General features: G+C 62.7%; 18 protein-coding genes. 4 read left to right on the top strand and 14 right to left on the bottom strand.

Going from position 1 to position 19,547, the window contains the following annotated elements:
* The 8 genes from ACQY7X_RS17315 to ACQY7X_RS17280 form a co-directional block, all read right to left on the bottom strand.
* Window positions 1-915, bottom strand: coding sequence for an ABC transporter permease (locus ACQY7X_RS17315; RefSeq protein WP_428246662.1), 915 nt, complete (start codon window positions 913-915; stop codon window positions 1-3).
* Complete coding sequence (locus ACQY7X_RS17310; RefSeq protein WP_428246661.1) at window positions 912-1,901, bottom strand: ABC transporter permease; 990 nt, start codon at window positions 1,899-1,901, stop codon at window positions 912-914. Before ACQY7X_RS17310 ends, ACQY7X_RS17315 begins: the two co-directional genes overlap by 4 nt.
* A gap of 54 nt (window positions 1,902-1,955) precedes the next feature.
* Window positions 1,956-3,548, bottom strand: a complete 1,593-nt coding sequence (locus tag ACQY7X_RS17305) for an ABC transporter substrate-binding protein (protein WP_428246660.1) — start codon at window positions 3,546-3,548, stop codon at window positions 1,956-1,958.
* Window positions 3,549-3,717: 169 nt separating this feature from the next.
* Window positions 3,718-4,782, bottom strand: a complete 1,065-nt coding sequence (locus tag ACQY7X_RS17300) for a methyl-accepting chemotaxis protein (RefSeq protein WP_428246659.1) — start codon at window positions 4,780-4,782, stop codon at window positions 3,718-3,720.
* Between the two features lie 118 nt (window positions 4,783-4,900).
* On the bottom strand, window positions 4,901-7,276 hold the full coding sequence (clpA, locus tag ACQY7X_RS17295; protein ID WP_428246658.1) for an ATP-dependent Clp protease ATP-binding subunit ClpA: 2,376 nt from the start codon (window positions 7,274-7,276) through the stop codon (window positions 4,901-4,903).
* Window positions 7,277-7,313: 37 nt separating this feature from the next.
* Window positions 7,314-7,643 carry an ATP-dependent Clp protease adapter ClpS gene (clpS, locus tag ACQY7X_RS17290; RefSeq protein WP_341984270.1) on the bottom strand — a complete coding sequence of 110 codons (330 nt, stop codon included), beginning with the start codon at window positions 7,641-7,643 and terminating at the stop codon, window positions 7,314-7,316.
* Between the two features lie 264 nt (window positions 7,644-7,907).
* Window positions 7,908-8,432 (bottom strand): phasin family protein, encoded by a 525-nt coding sequence (locus tag ACQY7X_RS17285; protein ID WP_428246657.1) that lies wholly within the window; start codon window positions 8,430-8,432, stop codon window positions 7,908-7,910.
* Window positions 8,433-8,636: 204 nt separating this feature from the next.
* Window positions 8,637-9,353, bottom strand: coding sequence for a hypothetical protein (locus ACQY7X_RS17280; RefSeq protein WP_428246656.1), 717 nt, complete (start codon window positions 9,351-9,353; stop codon window positions 8,637-8,639).
* 215 nt (window positions 9,354-9,568) lie between these two features.
* On the opposite strand from ACQY7X_RS17280, the gene ACQY7X_RS17275 reads away from it, so the two are divergent.
* Entirely contained in the window at window positions 9,569-10,810 is a 1,242-nt protein-coding gene (locus ACQY7X_RS17275; RefSeq protein WP_428246655.1) for a serine hydrolase, read from the top strand.
* 88 nt (window positions 10,811-10,898) lie between these two features.
* Window positions 10,899-12,401: a TrkH family potassium uptake protein gene (locus ACQY7X_RS17270; RefSeq protein ID WP_428246654.1), complete on the top strand. Its 1,503-nt coding sequence runs from the start codon at window positions 10,899-10,901 to the stop codon at window positions 12,399-12,401.
* 21 nt (window positions 12,402-12,422) lie between these two features.
* Here the strand turns inward: ACQY7X_RS17270 and ACQY7X_RS17265 are convergent, their stop codons facing one another.
* Both ACQY7X_RS17265 and ACQY7X_RS17260 read right to left on the bottom strand, forming a co-directional pair.
* Entirely contained in the window at window positions 12,423-13,697 is a 1,275-nt protein-coding gene (locus ACQY7X_RS17265) for a TRAP transporter large permease (protein WP_428246653.1), read from the bottom strand.
* Window positions 13,698-13,722: 25 nt separating this feature from the next.
* Window positions 13,723-14,283: a TRAP transporter small permease gene (locus ACQY7X_RS17260; protein WP_428246652.1), complete on the bottom strand. Its 561-nt coding sequence runs from the start codon at window positions 14,281-14,283 to the stop codon at window positions 13,723-13,725.
* Between the two features lie 38 nt (window positions 14,284-14,321).
* Here ACQY7X_RS17260 and ACQY7X_RS17255 point away from each other — a divergent pair, with 38 nt between their 5' ends.
* Window positions 14,322-15,431 carry a mandelate racemase/muconate lactonizing enzyme family protein gene (locus tag ACQY7X_RS17255; RefSeq protein WP_428246651.1) on the top strand — a complete coding sequence of 370 codons (1,110 nt, stop codon included), beginning with the start codon at window positions 14,322-14,324 and terminating at the stop codon, window positions 15,429-15,431.
* 54 nt (window positions 15,432-15,485) lie between these two features.
* On the opposite strand, the gene ACQY7X_RS17250 is transcribed toward ACQY7X_RS17255, so the two are convergent.
* Both ACQY7X_RS17250 and ACQY7X_RS17245 read right to left on the bottom strand, forming a co-directional pair.
* Window positions 15,486-16,460, bottom strand: a complete 975-nt coding sequence (locus tag ACQY7X_RS17250; protein ID WP_428246650.1) for a sialic acid TRAP transporter substrate-binding protein SiaP — start codon at window positions 16,458-16,460, stop codon at window positions 15,486-15,488.
* A 64-nt stretch (window positions 16,461-16,524) separates the two neighbouring features.
* Window positions 16,525-17,301: a GntR family transcriptional regulator gene (locus ACQY7X_RS17245; RefSeq protein ID WP_428246649.1), complete on the bottom strand. Its 777-nt coding sequence runs from the start codon at window positions 17,299-17,301 to the stop codon at window positions 16,525-16,527.
* Between the two features lie 189 nt (window positions 17,302-17,490).
* Between ACQY7X_RS17245 and ACQY7X_RS17240 the strand changes: the two genes are divergently transcribed.
* The gene (locus ACQY7X_RS17240) at window positions 17,491-18,555 is read left to right on the top strand and encodes an MBL fold metallo-hydrolase (RefSeq protein ID WP_428246648.1); all 1,065 of its coding nucleotides are present in this window, start codon (window positions 17,491-17,493) and stop codon (window positions 18,553-18,555) included.
* Window positions 18,556-18,649: 94 nt separating this feature from the next.
* Here the strand turns inward: ACQY7X_RS17240 and ACQY7X_RS17235 are convergent, their stop codons facing one another.
* Together ACQY7X_RS17235 and ACQY7X_RS17230 are read right to left on the bottom strand one after the other, a co-directional pair.
* Window positions 18,650-19,129: a hypothetical protein gene (locus ACQY7X_RS17235; protein WP_428246647.1), complete on the bottom strand. Its 480-nt coding sequence runs from the start codon at window positions 19,127-19,129 to the stop codon at window positions 18,650-18,652.
* A complete protein-coding gene (locus ACQY7X_RS17230; RefSeq protein ID WP_428246646.1) occupies window positions 19,126-19,539 on the bottom strand; it encodes an acyl-CoA thioesterase in 414 nt (137 codons plus the stop codon). Before ACQY7X_RS17230 ends, ACQY7X_RS17235 begins: the two co-directional genes overlap by 4 nt.
* Window positions 19,540-19,547 lie beyond the last annotated feature (8 nt).

The raw sequence follows: 19,547 nt of genomic DNA, 5'->3' as shown, positions 1-19,547 counted from the left end.
CTACTGCAGCTTCGGATTCAGCGCGTCGCGCAGCCAGTCGCCAAGCACATTCACAGCGAGCACCAGCAGCACCAGGGTGAGCGCCGGGAAGAACACGGTCCACCATTCTCCGGAGAACAGGAAGCTCTGGCCGACGCGGATCAGCGTACCTAGCGAAGGCTGGGTCGGCGGCACACCGACGCCGAGGAAACTGAGCGTAGCTTCCGAGAGGATTGCCAGCGCCAGGCCCACCGTGGCCAGCACCAGCACCGGGCCGAGCGTGTTGGGCAGCACATGGCGCCAGACGATGGACCACGGCGCGCGGCCGATGACTTTCGCCGCCGCGACATAATCCTTGTTGCGCTCGACCATGGCAGCGGAGCGCGCGACGCGGGCGAAATGTGGCCATTCCGCCACGCCGATGGCAAACACCAGCACGAACAGCGCGATCTCGCCGTGCAGTTCACGCGGCAGGGCAGCGCGGCCGATGCCATCGATGGTGAGCGCGATCAGGATACTGGGAATGGTAAGCTGCACGTCGGCGGCGCGCATCACCACGGTATCAAGCCAGCCGCCGCGATAGCCGCAGAGCACGCCGATCAACGTGCCGAATACCGCCGCGAAGCCGATGGCGGCGAAGCCAACGAACAGCGATACCCGGCTACCGTAGAGAATGGTGGACAGCAGGTCGCGGCCCTGGTCGTCGGTGCCGAGCAGATACTTGCCCATGCCGCCTTCCACCCAGGCCGGCGGCGTCTGCGCATCCATCAGTTTCAGCGAGGCCGGATCGAAAGGATTGAACGGTGCCACCAGCGGCGCGAACACGGCGGACAGGATCATCACGGCGGCGACGATGGCGGCCACCACCACCACCGGCGAGCGGCGGAAGCTGTAGGCCAGGTCGCTATCGTACCAGCGGGCGAAGGTCTTGATCATTTGTCCTTGGCCGCCTGCCCCTGCTGCGCACTCAGGCGTGGATCGATCAGGAAATACACCAGATCGACAGTGAGGTTCAGGATCACGAACAGCAGGCCGACCATCACCAGATAGGCCGACATCACCGGGATATCGGCGAAGGTGACGGCCTGGATGAACAGCAGGCCCATGCCCGGCCACTGGAACACGGTTTCGGTGACGATGGAAAAGGCGATCAGGCCGCCGACCTGGAGGCCGATGATGGTGACCACCGGCATCAGCGTGTTTTTCAGCGCATGGCGGAAATGCACCACGCTATCGGAAAGGCCGCGCGCGCGGGCGAACTTGATATAGTCGGTGCGCAGCACTTCCAGCATTTCCGACCGCACCAGCCGCAGCACCAGGGTAAGCTGGTAAAGGCAGAGCGTGATCGACGGCATGATGATGGCGGCCCAGCCGGATTTGGTGAGGAAGCCGGTGCTCCACCAGCCAAGCTGCACTACTTGGCCGCGCCCGAAGCTGGGCAGCAGGTCGAACTGCACCGAGAACAGATAGATCAGGCCGATGCCGATGACGAAAGTGGGCAGCGACACGCCGACCAGCGACGCCGTGAGGATGGTACGGGTGAACCAGCTATCGCGCCTGAGCGCGGTATAGACGCCAAGCGGCAGGCCGAGGATCAGCGCCATGATGGCGGAGAGCGCGACGAGTTCCAGCGTCGCCGGCAGGCGCTCGCGGATCAGGATGCTGACCGGGCGCTTGAGCCGGTAGCTGAGGCCGAATTCGCCCTGCGCCGCGTTGACCAGGAAGCGGCCGAACTGCACCAGGGCCGGATCATCGATGCCAAGCTGCTCGCGCAAGGCAGCACGGTCCGTGGTGGTGGCATCCTGCCCCACCATGTTGTTGATCGGATCGCCGATATAGTTGAACAGCACGAAAGCGACCAGGGCCACCGCCAGCATGACGGCGAGTGCCTGGCCCAAACGGCCGATGAGATAGCCGAGCATGGGGCGGACTCTAAAGGAAACGGGCCGCCCTGCGAAGGGCGGCCCGTTGGCTGGTTACTTCAGCTTGGCGAAGTGGAAGCGCGGCACATTGTCGGCGATGATGGGCATGTCCAGCTTGTCGGCCATGGCCCAGTTCAGCACCTGATGATGCAGCGGCAGGTAGATCACCTCGTCGTTGACAATATCCCACACGTCGCGGATCAGCTTGTCGCGCTTGCCGGCATCAAGCTCCGAGAGCATGCCGTTGATCATGCCGTCCAGCTTCGGGTTCGAGTAGTTGGTGAAGTTCCAGGAGCCGTTCTTGCCGTCCGGGGTCTGCACCAGATACGAGAACACATAGTGGGAGTCGAAGGTCGGCACGCCCCAGCCGAGCAGGAAGAAGCTGCTGTCCTTCTTCTGCAGTTTGGGGAAATGCAGCGTCTTGGAGCGCGCCGCGAGATCCACCTTGATGCCGGCCTGGGCCAGCATGCCGACGACAGCCTGGCAGACCGCTTCGTCATTCACATAGCGGTCGTTCGAGCAATCCAGGGTGATACCGAAGCCATTCGGGTAGCCGGCATCGGCCAGCAGCTTCTTGGCCTTGGCGACATCATACGGCAGGCGCTTGTCGATCGCGGCATCATACCCGTGCACGCCCGGCGAGGTGATCATGCCGGCAACCACGGCATCGCCACGCATCACCTTGGCGCGGATCGCTTCCATGTCGATGGCATGATACATGGCCTGGCGCACGCGCTTGTCGGCCAGCGGGTTCTTGCCCTTCACATCGGCATACTTCAATTCCGGGCTGCCGACATCGAGGCCGAGGAAGATCGAACGGATTTCGTTGGTCTTCTTCACCTGCATACCGGCAGTGCGGCGGACGCGTTCCACGTCCTGCACCGGCACGTCGAGCACGAAATCGAGCTGGCCCGAGAGCAGCGCGGCGACGCGGGTGGCGGCGGTGGTCACCGGGGTGTAGACGATCTCGTCGATGTTATGCGGCGCGTCCTTGAGGCCCCACCAGGTCGGGTTCTTGGCGGTGACGGTGCGGACATCCTGCTCGCGCAGCTTCAGCGAGAACGGGCCGGTGCCGTTGGCATTGCGCACGGCATAGGTCTCTTCCTTGTCCTTGTAGCTCTGCGGGTTCAGCACATTGTGCTTCTCGGCCCAGCCCTTGGAGAGGATGAAGATGTTGGCGATCTGGTTCGGCAGGATCGGGTTGGCGCCGTCGGTGATCACATGCACGGTGAAATCATCGACCTTCTTCACGTCCTTGACGGAGGCGATGTAGGTCTTGAAATCCGAATTGGCATGCTGGGCGCGCTTGACCGAGAACACCACGTCATCGGCGGTGAAGCTCTCGCCGCCATGGAACTTGACGCCCTGGCGCAGCTTGAATTCCCAGGTGGTGTCGTTGATCGCCTTCCACGAGGTGGCGAGCGCCGGCACGAATTTCAGATCGGCGGAATAGCCGAGCAGGCCCTCATAGACCTGGAATGAGCCGGTGCGGGTCAGGCCCTCGTTCTGGCTATGCGGGTCGAAGGTGAGATAGTCGCCCTGGCTGGCCCAGCGCAGGGTCTTGCCCTGCGCATAAGCTGCGGGAGAGATCGCCGCCAGCGCGAGCGCGCTGGCCAGCAGAGCCGCCTTGAGACGGAAGGTTGCCATTGGTGTCTTGCCTCCATGCAATGCCGGCTCTGGCTGATTTCGTCTGGCCGGCGATTGATGGAGAATTTATGTAAAATCGACATATAAGTCCATGTGGTGCCGGGGGCACCACACAGGAAATTCATTTGGATAATCAGGCAATTTCATTGCCCTTTACGTTTACCCTAGGTCAGCGCCCGGGGCCCGAACCGGGCTGCTGCACGACGACACCATACCAGCCCAGGCCGTCATAGGTTTCGTAGCCAATGGTGCGGGCAAAGGCCACCAGACTGCCATCGGCGGCGTAGTAATACCCCCGCTCCTGTTCCGCCGCCTGCAAATCGAAAGGCTGATACAGGCCCTGACCATCGGAAGCGGCAATGACCCGGCGCCTGGCATCGAGCAGCAGCACCCGGCTGCGCTGCCATTCCTCGGCACTCAGGCTGGGTTCATCATGCACGATGCTGCGGCCCTGCTTGTCCCAATCGAAGATCACACCCAGCACGCCAAGCGGCGCGCCATGGATCTGGCCGCCAGCCCGGACCGCCGCGGCATAGATCGCCACCGCCTTGCGCTCATGGCTGTTGCTCTGGCTGATCTCGTCGACGCAATAATCGTCGCCGCTGCGCGACCGCATGGCGTTCTGGAACCAGGGCGTGCGCGACACATCAGCCCGCGCGGCGCGGGGAAACAATTTCGGGTTGGCCGTGGCGACCACCCGGCCAGAGGCATCGGCCAGCACCAGATTGAGATACACCGTGTAAAAACGGTTGATCACGCCGAGGCGTTCGCTGGCGAGCGCGTATAATTCCTCGGAAGGTTCGGCCAGGGCCTGCCACATCGCCGCGTCGGTGGCCCACCAGCGGCAATCGCAGGTCCGCTCATAGAGGTTCCGCACGATCAGCTGCACGATGGTCTGGGCCATGTCGGCAAGGCGCGGGCCTTCCAGATCCTTCACGATCTGGGTGACGATCTGCTCGGCGGCCTGCTTGGAGGCGCCGATCCGCTTCAGCACGACATCGCGGAAGCGTTTGGAATTGTCGGCGGTCTGGTTCGCCAATGCCTTCACTTCCTGGGCCACCACCGCAAAACTGCGGCCTACCTCGCCGGCACGCGCCGCTTCGATCGAGGCATTCAAGGCTAGCAATGTGGTCTGGAAGGCGATGTTTTCGTTCTGCGCGCCGAATTCCTGAACGTCGCGCTCGATGCCATCGATTACCTGATGGACTTGCAAATGATGATTCTGATCGGCCATGACCTAACTCAAACAGCATGATGGGTGCCACGCCGGCAGTTTGACGGCGTGGGGTTACAGCCTCAGAAGCGTGCAGAAATTATGCCAGGAAGGCCGCCGGCAAGCGGAATACGCGATATCAATTCGCGTATTCCGGCTCCTTGCTTTCCGTGGCGTCGCCCTTGCCCTTGGGCGCGGGCGTCTTCTCGGCGGTGATTTCAAACCCGAGCTTGCCATCCTTCGCCGTCACCAGGATATGGCCACCCTTGACCAGCTGGCCGAACAGCAATTCGTCCGCCAATGGCTTTTTGATGTTTTCCTGGATCACGCGGCCCAGCGGCCGGGCACCATAGAGCGGGTCGTAGCCATGCTCGGCCAGCCAGGCGCGGGCCTCGTCGGTCAGCGCGATGGTGACATTGCGGTCGGCAAGCTGGCCTTCGAGCTGGGCGACGAACTTGTCGACCACGCGGGAGATGGTTTCCTGCGCCAGCGGCGCGAAGCCGATGGTGGCATCCAGGCGGTTGCGGAATTCCGGCGTGAACAGCTTCTTGATCGCCTCTTCGTCCTCGCCTTCCTTCAAACCGCGGCCGAAGCCGATGGCCTGCTTCGACATCTCGGAGGCACCGGCATTCGTGGTCATGATCAGCACCACGTTGCGGAAATCAACGCTCTTGCCGTTATTGTCGGTCAGCTTGCCGTGGTCCATCACCTGCAACAGAATGTTGAACAGGTCGCCATGGGCCTTCTCGATTTCATCGAGCAGCAGCACGCAATGCGGATGCTGGTCCACGGCATCGGTGAGCAGGCCGCCCTGATCGAAGCCGACATAGCCCGGCGGTGCGCCGATCAGGCGCGAGACGCTGTGGCGCTCCATGTATTCCGACATATCGAAGCGGATCAGCTCCACGCCCATGATATGGGCGAGCTGACGCGCCACCTCGGTCTTGCCGACGCCGGTGGGGCCGGAGAAGAGATAGGAACCGATCGGCTTTTCCGGTTCGCGCAGGCCGGCACGCGCCAGCTTGATGGCGCTGGACAGCGCATCGATGGCGGCATCCTGGCCATAGACCACGCGCTTCAGTTCGGCATTGAGGTTGCGCAGGGATTCCTTGTCCTCGCGGCTCACCGACTTCGGGGGAATGCGGGCGATCTTGGCAACGATGGCCTCGACCTCCTTCACACCGATCACCTTGCGGCGGCGCGATTCCGGCTTCAGCAATTCAGCCGCGCCGACTTCGTCGATCACATCGATGGCCTTGTCCGGCAGCTTGCGGTCGTTGATATACTTGGCCGAAAGCTCGACGGCGGCCTTGATGGCATCGTCGGTATAGCGGACGTGATGATGCTCTTCGTAATAGGTCTTGATGCCGCGCAGGATCTTCACCGCGTCGGTCAGGGTCGGCTCGTTCACATCGATCTTCTGGAAGCGGCGCAGCAGTGCGCGGTCCTTCTCGATGTAGGAACGAAACTCCTTGTACGTCGTCGAGCCGATGCAGCGCAGCGCGCCGGAAGCCAGCGCCGGCTTCAGCAGGTTGGACGCATCCATGGCGCCGCCGGAAGTGGCACCGGCGCCGATCACGGTGTGCATCTCGTCGATGAACAGGATGGCGTTCGGCTGGGCTTCCAACTCCTGCATCACCTGCTTCAGGCGTTCCTCGAAATCGCCGCGATAGCGCGTGCCGGCAAGCAGGCTGCCCATGTCCAGCGCGTAGATCACGGCTTCCTTCAGGATGCCCGGCACTTCGCCATGGATGATGCGGCGCGCCAGACCTTCCGCGATGGCGGTCTTGCCAACGCCGGGATCGCCGACATAGAGCGGGTTGTTCTTGGTGCGGCGGCACAGAATCTGGATCGTGCGCTCGATCTCGGGTTCGCGGCCGATCAGCGGATCGATCTTGCCGGCCTTGGCCTTGTCGTTGAGATTGACGCAATAGGCGGTGAGCGCCTCTTTGTCCTTGTCTTTATCCTTGGCGCCCGGCTTCTCGCGCTCGGCACGCTGCTCGCGCGCGCCCTCCTCGCCCGACGGCGCATCGGAGGCACCGCGCACCGGCCGGCGCTCGTTGCGCGCGCCCGGCGCCTTGGCAACGCCATGGCTGATATAGCTGACGGCATCGAGACGCGTCATGTCCTGCTCCTGCAGGAAATGCACGGCATGGCTCTCGCGTTCGGAGAAGATCGCCACCAATACATTGGCGCCGGTCACTTCCTCGCGGCCGGAGGATTGCACATGGAACAGCGCGCGCTGCACGGCGCGCTGGAAGCTCAAGGTCGGCTTGGCATCCTGCGGTAAGCCGGTAACCACCAGGCCGCGCAGTTCTTCATCGATGAAGGTGCCGAGCCGCTCGCGCAGCTTTTCGATATCGACATTGCACGCCCGCATCACCGCGATGGCGTCGGAATCTTCGGTAAGAGCGAAGAGCAGATGCTCAAGGGTAGCGAATTCATGCTTCTTGGCGCCGGCCAGGGACAGGGCCCGGTGCAGGGATTGCTCTAATGTGCGCGAGAAGCTTGCCATTCGGTCTACGCCTCCATCAACCACGTTCCACTAAACTTTAATCACGTTCCATGGTGCATTGCAGAGGATGCTGATGCTGGCGGGCGAAATCGACCACCTGGGTCACTTTCGTTTCAGCCACCTCGTAGGTGAACACACCGCATATGCCGACGCCCTTCTGATGGACATGCAGCATGATCTGCGTGGCTTCCTCGCGAGGCTTGTTGAAGAAACGCTCCAACACATGCACGACGAACTCCATCGGTGTGTAGTCGTCGTTCAGCAACAGCACCTTGTACATCGGCGGCTTTTGCGTCTTCGGCTTGGTCTTGGTGACCACGCCGATTTCGGTACGCCCGCGTCCGTCGCGTCCATCCCGCTCGCTCATGCCCGCCCACTCATCGGCTCTACTCTGTCCTGCTCACTGATGCCGCGGCTCATTCCTGTGCTCCGCCCGAAAAGCAAAAGCGCCATCCGCGCCACCGCATCGGTTAAGGATATGGGAACATGGTAAAAAAATACCAGCACCCGGCGGTTAAAAAAAGATGGTGTACAGCGCATTGACTTGACCTGTGGACAAAAAAAGGCCCGGCGTCGCCGCCGGGCCTCTACTCTTGCACTGTCACAAAGCCGTGTGCGGCTTGGCGCCCAATCAGGCGGCCAGCGGCTTCACGAACTTCTCGACCGCCGCCTGAACCTGGGCGTTGATCGGGGCAAAGGTGTCCTGAGCAACCTTGGCCGACACTTCGCTCAGCTTGGTGGCATGGGCGGCATAGGCTTCGAAGGCGGTCTTGGCGAAATCGTTCTGCAGTTCGATCAGTTCCTGCAGGGTCTTGGCGCCAAACAGGGCCTTCGTAGCGGCCAGGTTGTCTTCGTACTGAGTCTTCGCGAAAGCCAGCACTTCGGCGTTGATGGTTTCGGCGCCCTTCGAGGCGACGTTGCCGGCGGCGACGAAGGCGTCGATGTTGGTCTTGGAGAACTTGGCGGCGTCATCGTAGCTCTTCACCGCGGTTTCCAGGCGATCCTTGGCCTGGGCAAAGGCGCGCTCGGTGGCTTCGGTGGTCGCCTTCAGCGCCTTCTCCATCTGCTCCTTGGAAGCAGAGATCAGGGTTTCGTAGGGCGCGCTATCGAGCTTCGGCGCTTCGATCTTCGGCGCGACGGTCTTGGTCTTGGCCATGGGAATAATCCTTCTAGCGACTGTTGATCCTGGGGTGGGTGCTCTAAAAGCCGCCCCGGCGTACCGGCGCGGCAGAAAAAATGCTGCGGTGCAACATTGATGTTTATATGGGCACGCCCTGGGTTGCGTCAAGGGATTTTTTGTGCGCCGCAATATAAAAATGCGGCAATGCAGCGTTCCCTTGCGCGATCAACAGCTTATTGCCTAATTAAACGCCCGCTGGGTATACACCAAACCGTTGTCGCCAACGATATAGCGCGGCGGTACAACCTTGGGCTTCTCGCTGGTTTCGTTGAACAAGGTCGAATACGGCGGCAGCGGCACCTTGCGCGGCGGATTCACCGCCACCCCGGTACGGTCGAACGGCGCCAGCACTTCCAGGAAGCGCAGTGCCTTGAAGCTGGCGGTCTCGGCCGGGTAGCCCTCGGCGGCCCAGGCGTTGAAATGGAACTTGCCATCGCGGCAGGCGCTGGCGGTCCAGAAGAAGTCGTCGCCGCGCAGTTCCATATCGCGCTTCGCCGTCTGTTCGAAGCCGGCGTCGGTCAATGCCTTGGTAACAGTGGCGAATTCGGCCTGGCTGAGACGGTAGAGCGCCTGCTCGCCGCGCCACGGCTTGAGCGGATCCTCCACCGTCAGACGCAGCAGCGAGCCGGAGCCGATGACCCGTGCCTCCAGCATGACGCCGCCATCGGGCTGGGCCGAAAAGTCATAGGAACGACGCTGCTCGTCGTGGCGGCCATTATACACCAGACGGTAGCGCGCAGGCTGGCCGGACTGGCAGCTCACCGCCAGATCGTCGCCTCCGACATAGCGGTCCCAGGAGAAATGGCGGCGCACCGGGTCGTCCGTCGGCCCGACCGAGGCACAGGCGCCCAGCGCCAGAAGGGCCGCCAGACCAAACCATTCCTTAACCCGACGCATTTTAGACTCCATAAGTTGTGCTTCTGCCTGATGGTTAACGCTATGCTGAATCATAGCTGAATCAAGAGTTTGGCAGACTTTTCCACTGGACAAGCCGAATCGCGATTCATACACTCATGCCAAGCGAATCGGGCGAATTGATGGCGTTCCATCTCGCTCAGCGTCTGAGTCAAGCAATAGTGTATCGAGTCAAGCAGGATCGTTACGGGGGATCAATGATGCAGGTTGTCGCTCTGGTGCGGGGTATTGCGACCCTAGTTGTAACGATTTGTTTCTCTGTCCTGCTCAGCCACAGCCCTGCTCTCGCCCAGGGTAAATATGCCGCCATCGTGGTCGATGCCGATTCTGGCCGTGTGCTGCACGCACAGGATGCCGATGCCCTGCGCTACCCGGCATCGCTGACCAAGATGATGACCCTCTACATGGCCTTCGACGCGCTCAACAGCGGCCAGCTGCAGATGAACCAGCCGCTGAAGGTCTCGGCCCATGCCGCTTCCCAGCCCTATGGCATCGAACTGCGCGCCGGCCAGACCATCACCGTGCGCGACGCCGTGCTCGCCGCCATCACCAAGTCGGCCAACAACGCCACTGCCGTGCTGGCCGAAGCCATCGGCGGCACCGAGGCGCAGTTCGCTCAGATGGCGACCCGCCGCGCGCATCAGCTCGGCATGAGCCGCACCACCTTCAAGAATTCCTCGGGCCTGCCGAACAAGCAGCAGCAGACCACGGCGCGCGACATGGCGACGCTGGGCATGGCGCTGATCAAGAACCACGCGAAATACTATCACTACTTCTCCACCGCTGAATTCCAGTGGAAGGAAGCCACCATCCGCAACCACAACCATGTGCTGGCGCGCTATGAAGGCGCCGACGGCATCAAGACCGGCTTCATCGCCGCTTCCGGCTTCAACCTCGTCGCCTCCGCGAAGCGCGATGGCCGCCGCGTGCTGGCCGTGGTGTTCGGCGGCCCGAGCATCGTCTCCCGCGACAACCGCATGATTCAGTTGCTGGATGCCGGCTTCGAGCGTATCGGCAAGCCGGGCAACGATCCGGTGATGGCTTCCGTGGAGCCGGCCCCGGCCTTCAGCCTGATCAGTTCGGCCCAGGCCGCCGAAACCGGCAGTGCCGCCCGCGCCGCCAAGCCGAAGAAGGCCGCCAAGGCCGAGCCCGCCGTTGCCAAGGCACCGGCAGCCAAGGGCAAGAAGCAGAATGGCAATGGCTCCTGGGCGGTGCAGCTTGGCGCCTTCAAGAAGCAGGATGCCGCCGAGGCCACCGTTGCCAAGGCGCAGGCCAAGGTGCCGGCTGGCGAGCCGACCATCGAGACGCTGCGCGCCGACAGCGGTATGCTCTACCGCGCCCGCCTCACCGGCCTCTCGGAAGCCGATGCGCGCAATGCCTGTTCCAGCCTGAAGCGCAAGAACCTCACCTGCACGGTGGTTTCGCCCACTGCCGGGTAACAACGGTAAAGCTTTAGGCCGGGCGGCTAACGCCGGCCCAGCTTAAGGCGCTTGCTTTTCAGGCATGGCGCGGCCAAAGTCCGCGCCAATGACCGCGCGCCGGCCTATCAGCAAAACCCCTGCGACCAGCGGCCGCGCCGAAGGCATCAGCCTGGCGCCGATCCTGTATTTCGTCAGCGTGGTGATGTGCTGCCTCGGCGTGTTCATGCTGGTGCCGATGGCGGTGGATGCCGTCGATGGCCACCGCGATGCCTACGCCTTCCTCGCCTGTGCGCTCGGCACCATCTTCATCGGCGCCGGCATCGCCATCGCCACGCATAACAAACAGCAGCGCATCAGCCAGAATGAAACCCTGCTGATGCTGCCGGTCACCTGGGCTTTAGCCTGCCTGGTCTGCGCCGTGCCGTTCATGCTTTCGACGCTGAAGCTGCCACTGGCGGATGCGGTATTCGAGGCGGTGTCGGGCCTCACCAATACCGGCTCCACCGTCATTGTCGGCCTTGATAACGCGCCGCGCGGCATCCTGTTCTGGCGCTTCCTGCTGATGTGGATCGGCGGCTTCGGCGTGGTCACCATCGCCGTATTGCTGCTGCCCTTCCTGCGCATCGGCGGCCTGCAGCTATTCAGCCTCGACCTCTCGCCCAGTTCCTCGAAATTCGTGCCGCGCATGGTCGAGGTGGTGACGCAGATCGGCCTGATCTATATCGCACTCACCATCCTCAGCTCGATCAGCCTGTGGTTTGCCGGCATGAATGCCTTCAACGCCATCGGCCATTCCATGTCGGCCATCGCCACAGGCGGCTTCTCCTCCCACGACGCCGGCATCGGCTATTACAACAGTCCCGCCGTGGAATGGGTGTCGATCATCTTCATGACACTCGGCGCAATGCCGTTCGGCCTGTATATCCTGGCGCTCTATGGCAGGCCCGAGGCACTCTACCGCGACCAGCAGGTGCGGCTGTTCCTCGGCATCATCCTGGTGGCGGCCCTGCTGATCGCCCTATGGCGCGTGGTGCATTACGACATCGAGGTGATGCAGGCGCTGCGCGAAGGCTTCTTCGTCACTGTCGCCACCATAACCACCACCGGCTATACCGGCTATGACTATTCCACCTGGGGCGGCTTCGTCGAGGCGATCGTGCTGCTGCTGATGCTGAGCGGCGGCTGCACTGGCTCCACGGTTGGCGGCCTGAAAGTGTTCCGCATTTTCGTGATGGTGCAGATCCTGCGCGCGCAGATCCACCGCCAGATCTTCCCGCACGGCACGTTCCGCGTCACGTTCAACGGCGAAACCATATCCGATGCCGTGCGTGCCGGCGTCGTCACCTATTTCTTCACCTACCTGCTGACCATGGCCTTCCTGGCGGTGGCGATCGCCGCCACCGGCATGCCGCTGCTCGACAGCCTGGGGGCGGCCGCCACCGCGCTCGGCAATGTCGGCCCCGGCCTCGGCCCGACATCGGGTCCCTGCTGCACCTTCAAGGAAATCCCGGATGCCGCCAAATGGCTGATGAGCTTCGGCATGCTCGCGGGGCGACTTGAGATTCTCATTCTGATCATCCCGTTCAGCCGCTATTTCTGGCGCACCTGATTTTTCAGCGATACCCCAGCCCTATCGATACCAGAGCGTCGGCAGATAGAGCGTCAGGATCGGGAACATAGAGATCGCGGCCAGTACCACAAGCAGCGGGATCAGGAACGGCAGCACCGCCATCACGGTCTTATCGAAGCTCATTTTCGCCACCCGCGACAGCACGAACAGCACCATGCCGACCGGCGGCGTCAGCAGGCCGATCATCAGGTTCAGCACCATGACGACGCCGAACTGAACCGGATCAATGCCGAGCTTGCTGATCGCCGGCATGAATACCGGCACCAGAATCGAAATCGCCGCGATGGTCTCCATGAAGCAGCCAACGATCAACAGAATGATGTTGATGATCAGCAGCAGCATCAGTGGATCATTGGTCAGGCTGAGCAGGCCGCTGGTAAGCTGCTCGGTGATGCGGGTGGTGGTGAGCACCCAGCCGAACAGCGAGGCGGCACCGACGATGATCAGCACGCTGGCCGTGGTCTCGATGGTTTCCAGCGAGATACGGTAGAACTGCTTCAGGTTCAGCGAGCGATAGAGGAACACGCCAAGGATCAGCGCCCAGGCACAGGCGGCAATCGCCGCTTCCGTGGGTGTGAAAGCGCCAGTGCTCATGCCGCCGATCAGCAGAACCGGGGTGAACAATGCCGGGATGGCACGCAGGAAGCTGCGGCCGAGTGTCGGGATATGGAAAGCCTGATCGCGACCGATATTATGGCGGTGCGCATACCAGGTGACATAGATCATCATCGCACCAGCCATCAGCAGGCCGGGTACGATGCCGGCAACGAATAGCTGGCCGATGGAGACATTGGCCATGACGCCGAAAATCACCATCGGTAGCGAGGGTGGGATGATCGGCCCGATGGTGGAAGAAGCCGCCGTGATGCCGACCGAGAAATGATCGGGATAGCCATGATCCCGCATCGCCTTGATCTCGATGGTGCCAAGGCCGCCGGCATCGGCCACGGCAGTGCCTGACATACCGGCGAAGATCACCGAGCCGACGACATTGACATGACCGAGGCCACCACGCAGCCAGCCTACGGCAGCGGTGGCAAAATCATAAATGCGGTTGGTGATGCCGGCCGTATTCATCAGGTTGCCGGCCAGGATGAAGAACGGCACCGCGATCAGCGGGAATGAATCGACGCCACCGGCCATGCGGTGCAGCACCACGAAATCCGGGATGTTGGAAAGAAACGCCGTGTAGAACAGCGACGAGCCGCCCAGCGCAACGAAGATCGGTACACCGATCAGCAGGGTGGCGAAGAAAAAGACGAGCAAAGCAAACATGCGGGAAACTCCCTAAATCCAGAATTCAGTCGATGATCAGGCTGGCCTTGTTCGGATCCTCGCGCCAGCCGCGCTTGGCATTGCCGAACACCACGCGGACGCAGCGATAGAGCATCAGGAAGCAGCCGAAGGCGACACCGCCATAAACGATGCTCATCGGCCATTCGATCACGGTCATGGTCTGGATCTGCATGCGCTCGGTGATGGTGATGCCGAACCAGCAGAGTGCCGCGATGAAGAACAACGTGATGACGTCGATGATGAAGCGGCTGCAGCGCGCCAGCATATCGGGCAGAAAATGCTGGATCGCCTCGACGCCGATATGCGTGCCGCGCCGCATCGCCGTGGCGCCACCGATGAAGGTGACCCACATCAGCAGATAGCGTGAAATCTCTTCGGTCCAAGCATAGGAATCATTCAGGATGTAGCGCGAGAAGAATTGCAGGAAGACCACGAAGGCCAGGCCCCAGAAGATCACGAAGCCCAGCATGTCTTCGATATAGGGTTCGATCTTCACTTCCGGATCGGAGACCTCGATCAGATGCGGGTCTTCACCGTGCGACGGGTTCATCTCTGGCTTGCTCATGGCTTACCCTCTAGACTGGAAGAAAATGGAGGAAACGGATGGCGACGATTACGCGTGTGGAAATTCTGCAGGTCGATCTGGCGCCGCTGGTGAAGCGCACCGACGCGATCCAGGCCTTCATCACTCAGGAAACGCCGATGGTGCGCATCACCACCAGCGATGGCCTGACTGGCACCGGCTACAGCTACACCATCGGCACCGGGGGCTCGTCCGTGGTCGCGCTGCTGCGCGATCATCTGGCGCCGCGCCTCTTGGGCCGCGACCCGCTGCAAATCGAAGCGATCTGGAAAAGCCTGTTCTTCTCCACCCACGCCACCGCCGTGGGCGCCATCACCGCGCTGGCGCTGGCCGCCATCGACACGGCGCTCTGGGACCTGCGCTGCCTGGCCGCCAACCGGCCGCTGTGGCTGGAAGCCGGCGGCGCGCAGAAATCCGTGCCGGTCTACACCACCGAAGGCGGCTGGCTGCATATCGAGCCGCAGGCCCTGGTGGATGATGCGCTGGCCGCCAAGGCCGGCGGCTTCGGCGGCAGCAAGATCAAGGTCGGCCGGCCGCATGTAGCGGAGGACATGGCGCGGCTTGGCGCGGTGCGCCAGGCGGTCGGTCCGGCTTTTGAAATCATGGTGGATGCCAACCAGGCTTTCACGGTGGCGGAAGCGATCCGACGCGCGCGGCATTACGAGGCGCTCGACCTGGCCTGGTTCGAGGAACCGCTGCCGGCGGAGGATATGGACGGCCATGTGCGCCTGAGCCAATCGACCAGCCTGCCGGTGGCGGTAGGTGAATCGATCTATCACCCCAGCCATTTCCGGGAATATCTGCAAAACCGCGCCTGCTCCATCGTACAGGCCGATGTGGCGCGTATCGGCGGTATCACGCCGTGGCTGAAAGTCGCGCATCTGGCCGAGAGCTTCAACGTGGCGATCTGCCCGCATTTCCTCATGGAACTGCATGTCTCGCTTTGCGCTGCGGTGCCCAATGCCGCCTGGGTGGAATGGATTCCGCAGCTCGACCCGGTGGCGAGCAGTCGCCTGACGGTGACGAACGGCAAGGTTTCGGCGCCGGATGAACCGGGCCTCGGCATTACCTGGGACTGGCAGGCCATTGCGAAGCATCAGGCCTTTACTCCCCTTGTCATCACGGCGTGAAAAAAGAAAACCCGGCGGCGCTGCATATCGGCTGCGCCGCCGGGCGGTTGAGGCTTACTTCAGCGCCTGCAGCGCGTCGTATTCCGCCTTGCTCCAGCCAGCACCGGCGGAAGCATCGTTATGCAGCGGCACGGCGGCGGCGATGAACGGCTTGCGGTCCACTTCCACCACGGTCTTGCCGAGCTTGCGGAATTCCGCCGCCAAGTTCTGTTCCGAAGTGCGGATCTGATCCGTGGCACGGCTGGCAGCGGTCTTGAGCACGTCGGCGAACACAGTCTTTTCGTCGGCGCTCAGCTTGTTCCAGACATGGCCGCCCACGATGCTGAGCAGGCTTTCGGTGATATGGCCCGAGAGCATGATATGGCTCTGCACTTCATAGAACTTCTTGGCCATGATGGTCGGCAGCGGATTCTCCTGGCCGTCCACGGTGCCTTGCTGCAAAGCAAGATAGACCTCTGCAAAAGCGATCGGCGTCGCATTGGCGCCCACCGACTTGGTGAACATCAGGAACAGCGGCGCCGGCGGCACACGCAGCTTCATGCCCTTCATGTCTTCCGGCTTGTTGATCGCCTTGTTGGCGGTGAGATGCCGCTGGCCGTAATAGGTCAGCGCCGTCACCTTGTGCTTGGTCTTCTGCTCGTATCCGGACGCGATATCGGTGAACAGCTTGGAATCGCGATAGGCCTTCCAATGGTCGAAATCGCGCAGGATGAACGGCGCGTTCGAGATCGCGATCGACTTGTGGATCGAACCGGCGAAAGCGACACCGGTATAGATGATATCCACGGTGCCGAGCGTCAGCGCCTCGTTGATCTGGTTTTCGTTGCCGAGCTGCGAGGCAGCGAAAACGTCGATCTGGTACTTGTTGTTGGTGCGCTTGGCGATTTCCTGCGCCGCCCACAGGGCTTCGGTGTGATACGGCTCCGGGGTCTCGTAGACATGCGCCCATTTCAGCTTGGTCTGCGCCAGGGCGGGCGTGGCGGCGACGGCCAAAGCCAGGCCGGCGGCGGCAAATGCGAACAGTTTCATCGTACGGTTCCTCCAGTTTTTTATGAACGAATACTCGGATGCCCCGGCACCTCCGGGGCGCGGGTCAGACTTCATCCTCCTCGGTGAAGTAATCAGGATTGATATTGCGGATATCCGGCAGGCTGCCCTGCAGGCCATCGAGATGGTGATCCATGGCGCTGAGCGCGGCGGCGGGATCGTGGCGCGCGATGGCTTCCACCACCGCTTCATGCTCCTCGATCACGCGGGCGATGCGGCCGGTCTGCGGCAGGGTCAGGCGGCGGAAACGGTCGACATGGAATTTCACCTGCCGCACCAGCACCCAGATGCCTGGATAGCCGGCGGCTTCCGCGATGGCGGCGTGCAAGGCTTCGTCGGCATGATGGAAGGCTTCCGCATCCTCGGCCAGTTCGGCTTCGCGCTGGCGCTCGATAATGGCGCGCAGCCCGGTGATCTGGCTTTTTGACGCACGCTCGGCGGCCTTGCGCACCGCCACCTCTTCCAGTGCGCGGCGAATGACGATGGCCTCGCCCAGCTTGGCATAGGGTATCCGGCTGACCGTGGTGCCGGATTTCGGCACGATCTCCACCAGGTTTTCATCGGCGAGCCGCAGCAAAGCCTCGCGCACCGGCGTGCGGCTGACACCGAAACCGCGTGCCAGATCGTTTTCGGAGAGGGCAGCGCCGGGCGGCAGGACGAGCGAGAGGATGTCATCGCGCAGCCGCTCATGCACGCGCGCCGCCGCCGTGGCGCTGCGGCTGCCCGTAAGGCTGCCGGCACGGCTAATCAGGCTGCCACTCTGGCGGCTGCGCTGCTCCAGTGGCACCGATGGTGTCCCCTGTATATGCGGGCTGCTTGTCATAGCCCCCGCTCCCCTCCCTGTGGCTGCCTGCCGGCCAGATGACCTGACGGCGCCTTTGCATATCTTGTATGTAAGATATGTGCTGCACTGGGTCGGCGTCAACGATTTCTCCCATCCCGGTTGCAAATCACTAAAAATTCAAACCCTGCCGGGGTTTGCCGGTTCCATGCCGGCCCTTATCCTGGTTCCATGACGATAAAATCCGCCACCCTGGCCGCCCTGCTGCTGTCCCTGTCCCTGCTGCTGGGTGCCTGCATGCCCTCGCCCGATGCCCCGCAGGCCGAAGGCAAGCCCTATCACCACCTGGCCGATGGCCGCTTCCGCAACCCGCCGGGCAGCCCGCCGCGCACGGCAGGGTTCAGTGATTTCGCGCCGTTCCTGCTGGGCCAGTTCGTGCGGTCCTTCGATCCGCCCGTGCCGCCTCCCGGCCATGTGCTGAACCCGGCCGAGGTGCAGGCCGGCCGGGCCGCGCTGGCGGGCCAGGACCACATCACCTGGCTCGGCCATGCCGCCTTTCTGATGCGGCTGAACGGCGCCACGCTGATCACCGATCCCTACCTCGCAACCCGTGCGGGACCGTATTTCCTCGGGCCGCAACGCTATGTGCCCTCGGCGCTGGGCGTCGAGCAATTGCCGCCGCTGGACCTGCTGCTGGTGAGCCACAATCACTACGACCATCTCGACGAGCGCACCGTGGAGGCGCTGCCGCACAAAGAACGCGTCACCGTCATCGTGCCGCTGAAGCTCGGCGCCTTCTTCCGCGAGCGCGGCTATGCCAACGTGGTTGAACTCGACTGGTATGACAGCACCGAACGCAACGGTCTCAAGGTCACCGCTGTGCCGGCGGTGCATTTCTCACGCCGCACGCTGTTCGATACCAACCGCACACTCTGGGCCGGCTTCATCATCGAGGGCGGCGGCAAGCGGGTCTATTTCAGCGGCGACACGGCCTATGGCGCGGCGTTCAAGGAGATCGGCAACCGCTTCGCCCCGGTCGATCTGGCGTTGATCGGCATCGGCGCCTACGAACCGCAGGCGATCATGAAAGCCACGCATGCAACGCCGGAGGAAGCCGTGCTGATCGGCCGCGATATCGGCGCCCGCCGTCTGGTCGGCATGCATTGGGGCACCGTGGTGCTGACCCAGGAACCAGCCTTCGAGGCCGCGCCGCGTTTCCGCGCCGCCGGCGGCCAGGCTGGCTATGCGCCGGATGCCGTTCTGCCGCTCAAAATCGGCGAGAGCTTGGGGTTCTAGAGGATGAGACCCTCGGGTCAAGCCCGAGGGTGACGATCTCATTTAACACGCGTCATCCCCGGGCTTGACCCGGGGATCTCATGGCGTGTGGATCCTACTCCTGCTCATCCTCCGGCCCGCCGCGCGCGTAGCGCAGGAAGGCCTCGCCGACCAGCAGATGGGTGATGGCGCCATGGCCGTCATCCAGCGGCAGGATCAGTCGGTCATATTGCAGGATGTTCGGCCCGTCCCAGCGCGTGATGCTGATATGGAACGGATGGCCCTCGCGGCTGGCGAGATCGAGATGCTGGCGGATCACCGCACGGCTTTCGCGCGTCACGTCATCGCCATCAGGCACCAGCGAAGCCAGCGTCTTGTAGGCCTCGCCCATGGAGCGGTAGCGGTAACCGCCATAGGGCTCAATCTCGATCAGCGCCAGATCATCGCCGCCCGGCAGCTTGGCCAGGGCCGGCAAGGCCGCCACCGGCAGCACCGGCTTCTCGCCACGCGTAGCATTATACCAGGCCAGCAGGTCCACCAGGGCCGGCGCCTGCACTTCATCGGCCAGCCAGCCGCGCGGCGGGGGCGTGATCACGGCGTAGCTCCGCCGGGGGCCACTTCGGCAATCGGGCGCGGCTTGCCCTGCTCGTCGATGGCGACATAGATGAAGGTGCCTTCAGTCACCTTGATCTCCATCGGATCGAGCCGGCGAGCGACAATGGTTTCCATATGCACGGCGATCGAGGTGCGCCCCACCCGCGTGACCTCGGCATAGATCGAAACCACGTCGCCGACCTTGATCGGCTGCTTGAAGGTCATGGAATCGACCGCCACGGTGGCGACCCGGCCCTTGGCCCGGCGTGCCGCCATGATGCCGCCCGCGATATCCATCTGGCTCAACACCCAGCCGCCGAAGATATCGCCGTTGCCGTTCATGTCGGAGGGCATCGGCGCGGTGCGGATCACCGGTTCGCCCCGCTTGGTCTTAACTGCCGCTTCGGTCATCCACCACT

The sequence above is a fragment of the Ferrovibrio sp. genome (assembly GCF_965278975.1).
Classification (GTDB): Bacteria; Pseudomonadota; Alphaproteobacteria; order Ferrovibrionales; family Ferrovibrionaceae; genus Ferrovibrio.
The sequence above is the reverse complement of the archived record's forward strand: the minus strand, read 5'-3'. Positions and strand labels throughout refer to the sequence as shown.

What these genes read in the sequence shown, in the direction of transcription:
- ACQY7X_RS17315 (WP_428246662.1), bottom strand. Translation starts at nt 915, where the DNA reads ATGATCAAGACCTTCGCCCGCTGGTACGATAGCGACCTGGCCTACAGC.
- ACQY7X_RS17310 (WP_428246661.1), bottom strand. Translation starts at nt 1,901, where the DNA reads ATGCTCGGCTATCTCATCGGCCGTTTGGGCCAGGCACTCGCCGTCATG.
- ACQY7X_RS17305 (WP_428246660.1), bottom strand. Translation starts at nt 3,548, where the DNA reads ATGGCAACCTTCCGTCTCAAGGCGGCTCTGCTGGCCAGCGCGCTCGCG.
- ACQY7X_RS17300 (WP_428246659.1), bottom strand. Translation starts at nt 4,782, where the DNA reads ATGGCCGATCAGAATCATCATTTGCAAGTCCATCAGGTAATCGATGGC.
- clpA (WP_428246658.1), bottom strand. Translation starts at nt 7,276, where the DNA reads ATGGCAAGCTTCTCGCGCACATTAGAGCAATCCCTGCACCGGGCCCTG.
- clpS (WP_341984270.1), bottom strand. Translation starts at nt 7,643, where the DNA reads ATGAGCGAGCGGGATGGACGCGACGGACGCGGGCGTACCGAAATCGGC.
- ACQY7X_RS17285 (WP_428246657.1), bottom strand. Translation starts at nt 8,432, where the DNA reads ATGGCCAAGACCAAGACCGTCGCGCCGAAGATCGAAGCGCCGAAGCTC.
- ACQY7X_RS17280 (WP_428246656.1), bottom strand. Translation starts at nt 9,353, where the DNA reads ATGCGTCGGGTTAAGGAATGGTTTGGTCTGGCGGCCCTTCTGGCGCTG.
- ACQY7X_RS17275 (WP_428246655.1), top strand. Translation starts at nt 9,569, where the DNA reads ATGATGCAGGTTGTCGCTCTGGTGCGGGGTATTGCGACCCTAGTTGTA.
- ACQY7X_RS17270 (WP_428246654.1), top strand. Translation starts at nt 10,899, where the DNA reads ATGACCGCGCGCCGGCCTATCAGCAAAACCCCTGCGACCAGCGGCCGC.
- ACQY7X_RS17265 (WP_428246653.1), bottom strand. Translation starts at nt 13,697, where the DNA reads ATGTTTGCTTTGCTCGTCTTTTTCTTCGCCACCCTGCTGATCGGTGTA.
- ACQY7X_RS17260 (WP_428246652.1), bottom strand. Translation starts at nt 14,283, where the DNA reads ATGAGCAAGCCAGAGATGAACCCGTCGCACGGTGAAGACCCGCATCTG.
- ACQY7X_RS17255 (WP_428246651.1), top strand. Translation starts at nt 14,322, where the DNA reads ATGGCGACGATTACGCGTGTGGAAATTCTGCAGGTCGATCTGGCGCCG.
- ACQY7X_RS17250 (WP_428246650.1), bottom strand. Translation starts at nt 16,460, where the DNA reads ATGAAACTGTTCGCATTTGCCGCCGCCGGCCTGGCTTTGGCCGTCGCC.
- ACQY7X_RS17245 (WP_428246649.1), bottom strand. Translation starts at nt 17,301, where the DNA reads ATGACAAGCAGCCCGCATATACAGGGGACACCATCGGTGCCACTGGAG.
- ACQY7X_RS17240 (WP_428246648.1), top strand. Translation starts at nt 17,491, where the DNA reads ATGACGATAAAATCCGCCACCCTGGCCGCCCTGCTGCTGTCCCTGTCC.
- ACQY7X_RS17230 (WP_428246646.1), bottom strand. Translation starts at nt 19,539, where the DNA reads ATGACCGAAGCGGCAGTTAAGACCAAGCGGGGCGAACCGGTGATCCGC.